The 12465-nt window shown below is 34.2% G+C and carries 11 protein-coding genes; 4 read left to right on the top strand and 7 right to left on the bottom strand.

Annotated features, from left to right (window positions below; all coding sequences use genetic code 11):
• Window positions 1-66 precede the first annotated feature (66 nt).
• Window positions 67-324, top strand: coding sequence for a heavy metal-binding domain-containing protein (locus ABY285_RS02750; protein WP_372766772.1), 258 nt, complete (start codon window positions 67-69; stop codon window positions 322-324).
• 188 nt (window positions 325-512) lie between these two features.
• Here ABY285_RS02750 and groL read toward each other — a convergent pair whose 3' ends face one another.
• From groL to miaB, 7 genes are all read right to left on the bottom strand, one after another.
• Window positions 513-2144 (bottom strand): chaperonin GroEL, encoded by a 1632-nt coding sequence (groL, locus tag ABY285_RS02745; protein ID WP_372766770.1) that lies wholly within the window; start codon window positions 2142-2144, stop codon window positions 513-515.
• 65 nt (window positions 2145-2209) lie between these two features.
• On the bottom strand, window positions 2210-2488 hold the full coding sequence (gene groES, locus ABY285_RS02740) for a co-chaperone GroES (RefSeq protein WP_372766768.1): 279 nt from the start codon (window positions 2486-2488) through the stop codon (window positions 2210-2212).
• Between the two features lie 162 nt (window positions 2489-2650).
• A complete protein-coding gene (gene secG / locus ABY285_RS02735; protein ID WP_372766766.1) occupies window positions 2651-2998 on the bottom strand; it encodes a preprotein translocase subunit SecG in 348 nt (115 codons plus the stop codon).
• Between the two features lie 3 nt (window positions 2999-3001).
• Entirely contained in the window at window positions 3002-3814 is an 813-nt protein-coding gene (locus ABY285_RS02730; protein WP_372766764.1) for a tetratricopeptide repeat protein, read from the bottom strand.
• Between the two features lie 4 nt (window positions 3815-3818).
• Window positions 3819-4325: an LptE family protein gene (locus tag ABY285_RS02725; protein ID WP_372766762.1), complete on the bottom strand. Its 507-nt coding sequence runs from the start codon at window positions 4323-4325 to the stop codon at window positions 3819-3821.
• 59 nt (window positions 4326-4384) lie between these two features.
• Complete coding sequence (locus tag ABY285_RS02720; protein ID WP_372766760.1) at window positions 4385-5620, bottom strand: sigma 54-interacting transcriptional regulator; 1236 nt, start codon at window positions 5618-5620, stop codon at window positions 4385-4387.
• Window positions 5621-5623: 3 nt separating this feature from the next.
• Window positions 5624-7057, bottom strand: a complete 1434-nt coding sequence (miaB, locus tag ABY285_RS02715) for a tRNA (N6-isopentenyl adenosine(37)-C2)-methylthiotransferase MiaB (RefSeq protein WP_372766758.1) — start codon at window positions 7055-7057, stop codon at window positions 5624-5626.
• 225 nt (window positions 7058-7282) lie between these two features.
• On the opposite strand from miaB, the gene topA reads away from it, so the two are divergent.
• From topA to gldK, 3 genes are all read left to right on the top strand, one after another.
• Window positions 7283-9766 carry a type I DNA topoisomerase gene (gene topA / locus ABY285_RS02710; protein ID WP_372766756.1) on the top strand — a complete coding sequence of 828 codons (2484 nt, stop codon included), beginning with the start codon at window positions 7283-7285 and terminating at the stop codon, window positions 9764-9766.
• A gap of 49 nt (window positions 9767-9815) precedes the next feature.
• Complete coding sequence (locus tag ABY285_RS02705; RefSeq protein ID WP_372766754.1) at window positions 9816-10976, top strand: formimidoylglutamase; 1161 nt, start codon at window positions 9816-9818, stop codon at window positions 10974-10976.
• Between the two features lie 116 nt (window positions 10977-11092).
• Window positions 11093-12454: a gliding motility lipoprotein GldK gene (gene gldK / locus ABY285_RS02700; RefSeq protein ID WP_372766752.1), complete on the top strand. Its 1362-nt coding sequence runs from the start codon at window positions 11093-11095 to the stop codon at window positions 12452-12454.
• Window positions 12455-12465 lie beyond the last annotated feature (11 nt).

Genomic DNA, 12465 nt, shown 5'->3' with positions numbered 1-12465 from the left:
TTGTAAATTCCAAAACTTTACTAATGTTTAAAAAAAAGAATAATTAATAACAGAAACTATAAAATAATGAAAAAATCACTTTTTGTATTTGCCGCAATTTTTTATTTTGCCATATTTTTTACTGCTTGTAAGGAAACTAAAAAAGAAGAATTAAAGGAAGAAGTTAATATAGAAAGTCATGACAATCATGACCACTCCAAGGGAGAAATGACCTCTAATGTTTACCAATGCCCAATGGATTGTGAGAAAGGAAAGACCTATGATTCGGCAGGTGCTTGTCCGGAATGCGGGATGGATTTAAAAGCAATAGCTTCAGAAAATTAACACGTTGAATGATGTAAATGTATTGCTTCAGGAGAATGTAAATGTGAAGTTGTATCAAGCGCAAAAGAATTCTCTAAGTGTGAACCGGGAAAATGTTTCTGTTGAGCATAACTTCTACAATTTAGTTGACAGTAAAAAAGCCGCTTAATTTAAATTAAGCGGCTTTTATTTTTATTTGATTTAAATTTTTACATCATTCCTGGCATTCCACCACCCATTGGAGGCATTCCGCCAGCTGATTCTTCTTTTATTTCAACTAAGGTACACGCAGTAGTTAAAATCATACCCGCAACAGATGCTGCATTTTCTAACGCAATTCTTGTTACTTTTGTAGGATCAATAATACCAGCTTTAAACATTTTAGTATATTCATCTGTTTTAGCATTGTAGCCAAAGTCACCTTTTCCTTCAATAACTTTTGCAACAACCACAGAACCTTCACCACCTGCATTTTCAACTATTTGGCGTAATGGTTCTTCAATAGCCCGGTCTAAAATTCTGATTCCTGTTAATTCATCTAAATTTTCAGTTGTTAATGATTTAAGCACCTCTTTAGTTCTAACCAAAGCAACGCCACCACCGGCAACAATACCTTCTTCAACAGCAGCACGTGTTGCGTGTAACGCATCATCAACCCTATCTTTCTTTTCTTTCATTTCTATTTCACTTGCGGCACCAACATAAAGTACAGCAACACCACCAGCTAATTTAGCCAAACGTTCTTGTAATTTTTCTTTGTCGTAATCTGATGTTGTTGTTTCAATTTGTGCTTTAATTTGTGCAACTCTCGCTTTTATTTCATCAGGCTTTCCAGCTCCGTTTACAATAGTAGTATTGTCTTTATCAATGGTAATTCTTTCAGCAGTACCTAACATATCAAGAGTAGTATTTTCTAAAGACAATCCTCTTTCTTCAGAAATTACAGTACCACCCGTTAAAACAGCAATATCTTCTAACATTGCTTTTCTTCTATCACCAAAACCTGGCGCTTTTACGGCAGCAATTTTTAATGCACCACGTAATTTATTCATTACTAAAGTCGCTAAAGCTTCACCTTCTACATCTTCGGCAATAATTAATAAGGGTTTACCGCTTTGAGCAACAGGCTCTAATATTGGCAGTAAATCTTTAAGATTTGTTATCTTCTTTTCAAATAAAAGAATGTAAGGATTTTCTAAATCGGTAAGCATTTTGTCTGCATTTGTAACAAAATAAGGTGAAAGATAACCTCTGTCAAATTGCATTCCTTCTACAATATCAACATAAGTTGAAGTTCCTTTAGCTTCTTCAACAGTGATAACGCCTTCTTTACCCACTTTTTTAAATGCTTGAGCAATTAAATCCCCGATGGTTTCATCGTTATTTGCTGAAATAGAAGCAACTTGTTTTATTTTATCAGAATTGTTACCAACTTCTTGCGATTGTTTTTTTAAATCTTCAACAATTGCGGCAACTGCTTTGTCAATTCCGCGTTTTAAATCTAACGGATTTGCTCCTGCAGCAACATTTTTTAAACCTTCTTTTACAATGGCTTGTGCTAAAACGGTTGCGGTTGTTGTTCCATCACCTGCCAAATCGCTGGTTCTTGAAGCGACTTCTTTAACCATTTGAGCGCCCATATTTTCTAATGGGTCTGCCAATTCAATTTCTTTGGCAACACTTACGCCATCTTTAGTAATTACGGGTCCGCCAAAGGATTTTCCAATTACTACGTTTCTTCCTTTTGGACCTAAAGTTACTTTAACTGCATTTGCTAGAGCGTCAACACCACGTTTTAATCCGTCGCGAGCTTCTATATCAAAAATTATTTCTTTTGCCATTTTATATTATGTTATAAGTTATTTGTTAAAAGTTTTAGACTTTAAAATTTTTAACTATTTTTTAATTAAACAATTGCTAAAATATCGCTTTCTCTCATGATAAGATATTCTACTCCGTCTACAATAAGTTCAGTGCCTGCATATTTACCAAATAACACGGTATCTCCAACCTTAACAGTCATTGGCTCGTCTTTTAATCCTTTGCCAGTTGCAATTACATTTCCTTTTTGTTGTTTTTCTTTAGCTGAATCTGGAATAATAAGTCCGGAAGCAGTAGTTTTTTCAGCTGGAAGCGGTTTTACTAAAACTCTATCTGCTAATGGTTTAATGTTAATTTTACTCATTTGAAATTGGTTTAAAAGTTATTAATTCTTTGAATTAGGGGTTCCAAAATTATGCCAATTCTATAAAACTGACAAATGTGTTTTTAAAAGAAGAAGTATTAAAATAAAAATGCCAACGTGTCATTTACATTGGCATTTTTAAGGATATATTTTCAGTAAATATTATTTAACAGTATCTTGAGTAGCAGGTGTTGAAGTGAATGGTTGCGCTGGTGCATCCTGAACTTCACGGTTTTGGATAGTATTTTCAATTTCCGAGCTGGTGTCAACTGCATTTGGTTTGGGTGCCGCAAAATTTGATAATAAAATTAAGGCAAGCAATACAATTGAAAGTGTCCAAGTACTTTTATCTAAAAAGTTAGTTGTATTTTGAACGCCTCCTAAAGACTGTGTTCCGCCACCGCCAAAAGAAGATGATAATCCTCCACCTTTTGGATTTTGAACCATAATGATTAAGATGAGCAAAAATGCTACGATCATAATCAGAACTAAAAATAATGTATACGTCATGACTTATTTTTTTTGTAATTTTTTTATTGTTTTAATTCGGTCTGCAAAGAAACCACTTTTTTCTGGATATTTCAAAATTAAAATGCGATAAGCTTTTATGGCATTTTCATATTTTTTTTGTTCAAGATAAACCTTAGCCAACGTCTCCGTCATTAAACTTTCATTATCTGTTGAACTAGCCAAAATGACATCAATATTTACGGCGTTTTTGTCTACTGGTTTTATTTTAGGATTCAATTCAATAAACTTATCAATTAAGTTAAATTTTTCTTCGATTTTTTTAATTTTGCTAACCGGATTTTCTCCTCTTACAATATGTTTTTGTGCAATTAATTGCATCCACTCGTTAAATGAGTGTGGTTCGGAACTTATAAACTGAATTGGTTTTCCAATTTCCAATACATCAGTTGCTATTTCTTCCCGTTTTAAAATTTCTTGTTTTTGAAATGTTACTGGTTCAGCTTCTGCATTTTTATTTGAAAAGGAATCTGTAATTTTTTTATGAAGGGCTTTCGCTTCTTCGGAATCAATAACTTCAATTTCTTCAATGATTATAGCTTCTTTATTTGCCTTGGCTGTAAATATAGGAGAAGTAATAAAATCAAAAAGCACTTTTCTGTCAATGGTATAGGCCGCTGTTTTTTTTAAGGTTTGGTTGTATTTAAAGCTATTTGTTTTATTGAGTCCTTTTAATTGAATTGCCCTGGCTGATTGAAAATACGGAAATTCGGAAATAACTTCGTTTAATTGTTGCGTTTTTAAGGCATCAATATTTTCGGGATGTTGCAAAAAATATGTGAATTCATTACTATTCATAAATTTACCATTTTGCTACTGAAGCATTAAAAACATCTTGAGTAATACGTTCAATAATTTCATTAAAAGCATCATCTAAAATACCGCCTGTTAATTGGGCGTTTCCGTCATAATCATAATAATGTGAAAAGGAGCGCTCAAAATTGTCTTCTTCAAATTTATTGTTGAAAAAACGCACATTTACCGTAATGGTGAGTCTGTTTTGCGCAGCAGTTTGTTGCGCTGTCGCGGTCATTGGGTTAATTTTATACCCTGTAATTTCACCTTCAAATTGTAAATCTCCTCCGGCTTTCACCAAACTTAAATTGGTTTGCTGTAAAAATAAATCCTGCAAACGAGTTGTGAATTCCTGACTTAAAGAAGGTTCAACCAAAATGGCATTGTTGGGGAAATAATCAATTTGAATCGTTTTTACATCAGATTGAATATTAGTTCCCGTAAATGAATAAATACCGCAACTTTGTGTGGTGAAGATTAAGATCAATAAGACTAGGCAACTAATTTTTTTCATTTTTATATTTTGATGTTGTTTAAGAATCCGAAAATTATGGTCAAAGTTACTTATTTTAACTATAGATCATAATGTTTTATTTTTCGATACAATGTTCTTTCTGAAATCCCCAATTCTTTTGCGGCCAATTTCCGTTTGCCCTTGTTGCGATCTAACGATTTTTTTATCAATTCAATTTCTTTATCCTGAATGGACAGGCTTTCATCAGCATCAATGGTTTCTTCAAAGTCATAAGAGTCTGAATCTTTATACTTTTCATCCATTCGAACAACTTCTATATGATTTTCTGCTTCGGAATCTAAATCATCTTCATTGTATATTTTCTGAATTAATTTTTTACTTTCTTCCTTAACGTTTTCAACATTGTCGCTTTGCATTAAATCGAGTGTTAATTTTTTCAAATCGTTAATATCGTTTCGCATATCGAACAAAATCTTGTACATAATTTCCCGTTCTGTGGAAAACTCACTGGCCGATTTTTTGTTTTCAATTACCGATGGTAAATTGGTTCCTTTGCTCGGTAAATACTGTAATAATCGTTCCGAAGAAATCAATCTTTTTTCTTCAACTACGGAAATTTCTTCTGCGATGTTACGTAACTGTCTAATATTTCCTGGGAAACCATAATTTTCCAAAACCTTAACCGCATTGTCAGAAAGTTTAACAGTTGGCATTTTATATTTTTGAGCAAAATCCGAAGCGAATTTTCTAAATAATAAATGAATATCACCAATACGATCTCGCAATGGCGACAAATTTATTTCAATGGTGCTTAATCGATAGTATAAATCTTCCCTAAATTTCCCCTTATTGATGGCTTGCTGCATATTTAAATTGGTGGCAGCAACAATGCGTACATTGGTTTTTTGGACTTGTGAAGAACCTACTTTAATAAACTCGCCATTTTCCAATACACGCAACAACCTAACTTGGGTGGTTAAAGGCAATTCGCCAACTTCATCCAAAAAAATAGTACCTCCGTCTGCGACTTCAAAATAGCCGTTTCGTGCTGCAGTAGCGCCTGTAAATGAGCCTTTTTCATGGCCAAATAATTCACTGTCAATAGTTCCTTCAGGAATTGCGCCACAGTTAACGGCGATGTATTTTGCGTGTTTTCGGTGAGATAGATGATGAATTATTTTTGGAATATATTCTTTACCAACACCGCTTTCTCCGGTAACCAATACCGAAATATCGGTTGGTGCAACTCGAATTGCTTTTTCAATCGCACGGTTTAAGAGAGGGTCGTTTCCAATAATTTCAAAACGCTGTTTTATGGCTTGTAATGATTCCATAGTCTAAATTCTTTTTCCTATTAGCGTGGCAGAAGTACAATCTTCAATATAAACGTTTACAAGATCGCCAAGTTTTTCATCGCCTTTTGGAAAAACCACTACTGCATTTTGTGAATTTCTGCCTTTCCAATGGGTATCGGATTTTTTTGAAGCTCCTTCAATCAATACTTCAACAGTTTTTCCGACAAATTGTTCTGTATGGAATAAACTGTGTTTTTGTTGTAAAAGGATAATCTCAGCAAGCCGTCTTTTTTTAACTTCAAAAGGAATATCATCTTCCATCTTTTTCTCTGCAAGTGTTCCCGGACGTTCAGAATAAGCGAACATGAATCCGAAATCATATTTCACATATTCCAACAAACTCAGGGTTTCTTGGTGTTCTTCTTCTGTTTCGCCACAAAAACCTGTCATCATATCTTGTGACAAACCACAATCAGGAATAATTTTTCGAATGTTGTCAATCAATTCCATATATTCTTCACGCGTATGTTGGCGATTCATTCTTTTTAATACTGAAGTGCTTCCGGATTGTACAGGAAGATGGACGTAATTGCAAATATTTTCATGTTTTGCCATGGTATAAATGACATTTAAATTCATGTCTTGTGGATTGGAAGTTGAAAAGCGAATCCTCATTTTAGGAAAAGCCTTTGCCACCATATCTAACAATTGTGAAAAGTCTACGGCTGTTGCCTGAGCGATATCAGATGCATTTTTAAAATTCTTTTTTAATCCGCCGCCATACCAAAGGTAACTGTCCACATTTTGGCCTAAAAGGGTGATTTCTTTGTAATTTTTTTCGCTCAATTCCTTAATTTCTTCTAAAATACTTTTCGGTTCGCGGCTTCTTTCACGTCCGCGGGTAAAAGGAACCACACAAAAAGTACACATATTGTCACAACCTCTTGTGATGGAAACAAAAGCAGAAACACCATTGCTGTTTAAGCGAACCGGGGAAACATCTCCATAGGTTTCTTCTTTTGACAAAATAACATTTACGGCATCGCGACCGGCATTTATTTCTTCCAATAAATTTGGCAAATCCCTGTATGCATCTGGTCCAACAACCAAATCAACTATTTTTTCTTCTTCTAAAAATTTCGCTTTTAAACGCTCAGCCATGCATCCCAAAACGCCCACTTTCATGGCGGGATTTATCTTTTTTACGGCATTGTATTTTTGCAGTCGTTTACGGACAGTTTGTTCCGCTTTTTCACGAATAGAACATGTATTTACTAAGACCAGATCGGCTTCTTCCAATAAATGCGTGGTATTATAACCTTGTTTTGAAAGAATAGAAGCTACAATTTCACTATCATTTAAGTTCATGGAACAGCCATAACTTTCTATATATAATTTTTTGGAATTTCCTTCAATCTGTTCTGTTAAAAGAGGTTGTCCCTGGTTTTTTTCTACGATAATTTTTTCGTTCCCCATATGTTTTTCTTGGATGGCAAAGATATAACCAATTTTTTAAAAATGTGACAGATTGGCAGAAATTTAACAAAGGATTAAAGTTTAAAAAGTAGAGTTTTTAAAGGTTATTATTCAGATTAAAAAAATTCTATATACTTTTGCAATCCAAAACCCGAATTATATAAGGTGCTTTTATTTGAAGCAGAAAAGGAATTTATGGAGGTTTTAAAATTATAATTATAAAATATGGCGAAAAATTTAGTAATCGTAGAGTCACCTGCAAAAGCAAAAACCATTGAAAAATTTTTAGGAAAAGATTTTCAGGTTGAATCCAGTTTTGGACATATAGCAGATTTGCCTTCCAAAGAAATAGGGATTGATGTTGAAGGTAATTTTAGCCCAAAATATGTTGTTCCTACAGATAAAAAGGCTTTGGTAAAAAGATTGAAAGATTTGGCTAAAAATGCTGATATGGTTTGGTTGGCTTCGGATGAGGACAGAGAAGGAGAAGCAATTGCCTGGCATTTATATGAGCAATTAAAATTAAAGGAGAATACCACAAAACGCATTGTTTTTCACGAAATCACAAAAAAAGCCATATTAAAAGCGGTAGAAAACCCACGAAGTATCGATTATAATTTAGTAAACGCACAACAGGCACGACGTGTTTTGGACAGGTTGGTTGGTTATGAACTATCGCCGGTTCTTTGGCGGAAAGTTAAAGGAGGATTATCTGCAGGCAGGGTTCAATCTGTGGCTGTTCGATTAATAGTTGAAAGAGAACGCGAAATAAAAAGTTTTGTTCCTCAACCTTCCTATAAGGTTATGGCTCAGTTCATTACAGAGGAAGATAAAAAGTTTAAAGCTTCTTTACCGAAAAATTTTGACACAAAAGAAGGAGCGGCATCGTTTTTAAATTCTTGTATTAACGCCAAATTCAAAGTTGACGATTTACAGAAAAAACCAGCAACAAAATCTCCGGCAGCTCCATTCACAACTTCAACATTACAACAAGAAGCTTCCAGAAAACTATATTTTCCGGTTGCCAAAACAATGATGATTGCGCAACGTTTGTATGAAGCCGGATTGATAACTTACATGAGAACAGACAGTCTTAATTTGTCAGAAGACGCAAAAAGTGAGGCTCAAGAGGAAATTATATCCTCCTATGGAAAGGAATACAGCAAACCAAGAAGTTTTCTTACAAAAGCAAAAGGTGCTCAAGAAGCTCACGAGGCAATTAGGCCAACAAGTATGAGTCTTCAATCTGTTTCTATTGATTATGATCAGGACAGGTTGTACGATTTAATATGGAAAAGAACCATTGCTTCACAAATGAGTGATGCGCAATTGGAACGTACCAATGTAAAAATTACAAACACCAATAACAAAGAAGTTTTTACAGCAAATGGTGAAATGATTAAATTTGAGGGTTTTCTAAAAGTATATTTAGAAGGGACTGACAATGAAGATGAAGAGCAAGAAGGAATGTTGCCAAATTTATCGAAAGGTGAAATTTTAGTCAATAAATCCATTACGGCAACCGAGCGTTATACAAGAGCTCCATACCGTTATACTGAAGCAGCACTTGTAAAAAGATTAGAAGAATTGGGAATTGGGCGGCCGTCAACTTATGCGCCAACAATTTCAACCATTCAAAAAAGAGAATATGTTGAAAAAGGGACCATTGAAGGTGAAGATAGAAGCTATACAGAGTTAAAATTAAAAGGCGGTGAAGTAATTACCAAAAAGTTGACCGAAAAAGTTGGTTCAGATAAAGGGAAATTAGTCCCTACAGATATTGGAAATATTGTAAATGACTTTTTGGTTGAGAATTTTTCCAATATTTTAGATTTTGGTTTTACGGCAAAAGTGGAGTCGGAATTTGATGATATTGCAGAAGGAAAAGAAGATTGGATTGCAATGATTAAAGATTTTTACAAATCATTTCATCCTACGGTTGAAGACGTTGCCGAAAATGCAGACAGGGCTAAAGGTGAACGTTTATTGGGTGTTGATCCCGAAAGCGGCAAAAATGTGTATGCGCGTTTAGGAAGATTTGGCGTTATGGTTCAAATTGGAGAAGCAACTGATGATGAAAAGCCAAAGTTTGCAAGTTTACAAGGCGATCAAACATTATCTTCAATCACTTATGAAGAAGCAATGGATTTGTTTAAACTTCCAAAAACAATTGGAAGTTATAAAGAAAAAGAAGTTGTAGTTGCTGTTGGGCGTTTTGGTCCATATATTAAATATGACGAAATGTTTGTTTCAATTCCAAAAGATGAAAACCCGATGTCGGTTGACATCAACCGTGCCATTGAATTAATTCTGGAAAAACAAAAAGCAGATGCTCCAATTTGTGAATACGAAAATATTCCTGTTCAAAAAGGCGTTGGACGATTTGGCCCGTTTTTAAAATGGAATGGACTTTACATCAACGTAAATAAAAAATACGATTTTGATAATTTGACAGAAAAAGATGTTGTTGAATTAATTGAAGAAAAGAAACGTAAAGACATTGAAAAAGTAATTCATCACTGGCCTGAGGATGGAATTTCGGTAGAGAAAGCACGTTGGGGAAGATCAAATATTATCAAAGGGAAAACAAAAATTGAATTGTCAAAAAACATTGATCCAAGTAAATTAACCTTGGAAGATGTTAAGGAAATAATTGAGAAAAACGCCCCAAAAAGGAAAACGACTAAAGGAAAAAAGGCAAAAAAATAATTTTTTTATTATATTGCTGCCGAAAAAGAAATCTTACAACCCCTAAAAAATGAATTTCGATTACCTTAAACCTATTGACGATGCGTTATTGGAATTTGCTAAAATGCAATCCGAGCAATCTTTTGGCCAATGTATCGAAATCTATTCAGCAAATAGTGGTTTCCCGGATTTGACAAATAAAAAAATAGCAATAATTGGTGTTGAAGAAGGCCGATCTGCTATTGAGAATCACGAAGCAGGTTCAGATTTAAATGAAATCAGAAAAGAATTATACAAACTGTTTCCTGGGAATTGGCCAATTAGCGTTGCAGATATAGGAAATATTCCGCAGGGGAATTCAATAGAAGACACTTATTTTGCTTTAGGGGAATTATTGACCTATCTCATAAAAAATAAAATTATTCCTATAATAATAGGGGGTGGACAGGATTTAACCTACTCAAATTACCGAGCCTATGATAAGTTAGAGCAAACCGTAAATATTGTTTCAGTTGACAATAAATTTGATCTTGGCGCTATTGAAGACGATTTAACCTCACAATCCTATTTAAGCAAAATTGTAATGAACGAGCCAAATAACTTGTTCAATTACAGTAATATTGGCTATCAAACGTATTTTAACTCCCAAAATGAAATTGATTTGTTGGATGGCTTGTTTTTCGAAGCCTATAGATTGGGAGAAGTTTCAAACTCAATTCAATTGGTTGAGCCTGTTTTACGAGATGCCGATATTGTAAGCGTCGATTTATCTTCAGTAAAAAATTCGGATGCCCCCGCCAATAAAAATGCAACACCTAACGGTTTTACGGGTACAGAAATTTGTGCCATTTCAAGATATGCTGGCATAAGCGATAAAGTGACCTCTTTTGGCATTTATGAGTACAATCCAAAATTTGATATAAAAAACCAAACAGCACAGTTAATTTCACAAATGATATGGTACTTTATAGAAGGTGTTAATTATAGAGCAAATGATTATCCTTTCGGACTAATGGACAATTACCAAAAATATATAGTGCCCATTGAAAACCAAGTGCTGAATTTTTATAAAAGCAACAAAAGTGGTCGATGGTGGATGGAAATAAATTTAAATGAAAGTAATAAATTTAAAAGACATGCGTTAATACCTTGTGCGTATCAAGATTATTTAAGTGCTACGAATCAGGAAATTCCTGACAGGTGGTTAAAAACGCTGAAAAAATTAGTATAAAAAAATTGTGTTGCGTATACTAAAATACATTTATTTTTGTTTTAAACAGACAAACAAAATATTGTTTTTTAAGATAATTAGTAATACGTTTGCCTTAAAGGATTAAGAAAAAAAATATGAAGAAAATATCGTTGTATATTTTACTGGTCTTAGTTATATATAGTTGTGGATCTAGCGATCAAGGTGAGTTAGTTGGGGTGAAGTCAGGCAGTAAATGGCATTCTAAAAAACCTTTAGGCATGACTTTAATACCTGGGGGATCATTTACGATGGGTAAACAGAGCGAAGATGTTGCGGGAGCCTTAAATTCTCCAACCAGAACTGTAACAGTACGTCCATATTATATGGATGAAACTGAAATTACCAATAGTGAGTATAAAGAATTCGTGTTTTGGGTTCGGGATTCTGTTGTAAGAACTGAGCTGGCACTTTTTTCTGAATTGATGTCTTCTGAAGGGGATATTATTTTGGAAGATTATCAGTTTTTAGACATAGATACAACCGATATGTCTCCATATCAAAAATATATGATGAAAACCTATGGAAGTTTGGGAGATATTAATTCACCCACGCAAGGTAAAATGCTGAATTGGGATGAAAAGATTGTATGGAATGTCAATGAATTTCCAAGTGAAGAATATGCTGAAGTGATGATTGATTCTATTTTAATGCCTATTGAAGATAGTTTTGAAGGCAGAAGAATGGTAAATCCAAAAAAATTAAAGTTTAAATTTTCATGGTTAGATCAAGAAGGCGCCGGAAGAAATAACGCAGATAGAAGAAATTTTATTAAAACAAAAGTTGTTTCGGTATATCCGGATACAACAGTATGGATTAAAGACTTCAATTACTCTTACAATGACCCAATGCATCAGGATTATTTTTATCACCAGGCCTATAATGATTATCCGGTTGTGGGTGTGTCCTGGATGCAGGCAAAAGCTTTTTGCCACTGGAGAACCAAAAAGAAAAACGATTATTTAAGGACTAAGAAAAATTCCGCCATAATTCCTCAATTTAGATTGGCAACAGAGGCGGAATGGGAATATGCTGCCCGTGGCGGTCTTGAAAACGCTACATATCCATGGGGAGGCCCATATACTACAAGTGACAGAGGTTGTTTTTTAGCAAACTTTAAACCGGCTAGAGGTAATTATGCTGTAGATGGCGCATTATATACTATGGAAGCGAAATCATATTTTCCAAATGACTTTGGATTGTACAATATGTCTGGTAATGTTTCAGAATGGACAAATACAGCCTATAGTGAAGCGTCATATTATATAGGTTCTACTATGAATCCGAATGTTGAAATTGACAAAAATAAGCGAAAAGTAATCCGTGGAGGATCTTGGAAAGATGTAGCATATTTCTTGGAGGTAAGTACTCGAGATTTCGAGTATGCAGACTCTGCCAGAAGTTATATTGGTTTTAGGACTGTTCAGGATTTTCTTGGGACTAATATAAACGGAGAATAAATACATCATAA

This window comes from Lutibacter sp., from assembly GCF_041555395.1.
Taxonomy (GTDB): domain Bacteria; phylum Bacteroidota; class Bacteroidia; order Flavobacteriales; family Flavobacteriaceae; genus Lutibacter.
This window is presented reverse-complemented; position numbering and strand designations above follow the sequence as displayed.

Coding starts and splice junctions, on each gene's coding strand:
- miaB (WP_372766758.1), bottom strand. CDS start 7,057: ATGGGGAACGAAAAAATTATCGTAGAAAAAAACCAGGGACAACCTCTT.
- ABY285_RS02720 (WP_372766760.1), bottom strand. CDS start 5,620: ATGGAATCATTACAAGCCATAAAACAGCGTTTTGAAATTATTGGAAAC.
- groL (WP_372766770.1), bottom strand. CDS start 2,144: ATGGCAAAAGAAATAATTTTTGATATAGAAGCTCGCGACGGATTAAAA.
- ABY285_RS02705 (WP_372766754.1), top strand. CDS start 9,816: ATGAATTTCGATTACCTTAAACCTATTGACGATGCGTTATTGGAATTT.
- secG (WP_372766766.1), bottom strand. CDS start 2,998: ATGACGTATACATTATTTTTAGTTCTGATTATGATCGTAGCATTTTTG.
- ABY285_RS02725 (WP_372766762.1), bottom strand. CDS start 4,325: ATGAAAAAAATTAGTTGCCTAGTCTTATTGATCTTAATCTTCACCACA.
- groES (WP_372766768.1), bottom strand. CDS start 2,488: ATGAGTAAAATTAACATTAAACCATTAGCAGATAGAGTTTTAGTAAAA.
- topA (WP_372766756.1), top strand. CDS start 7,283: ATGGCGAAAAATTTAGTAATCGTAGAGTCACCTGCAAAAGCAAAAACC.
- gldK (WP_372766752.1), top strand. CDS start 11,093: ATGAAGAAAATATCGTTGTATATTTTACTGGTCTTAGTTATATATAGT.
- ABY285_RS02730 (WP_372766764.1), bottom strand. CDS start 3,814: ATGAATAGTAATGAATTCACATATTTTTTGCAACATCCCGAAAATATT.
- ABY285_RS02750 (WP_372766772.1), top strand. CDS start 67: ATGAAAAAATCACTTTTTGTATTTGCCGCAATTTTTTATTTTGCCATA.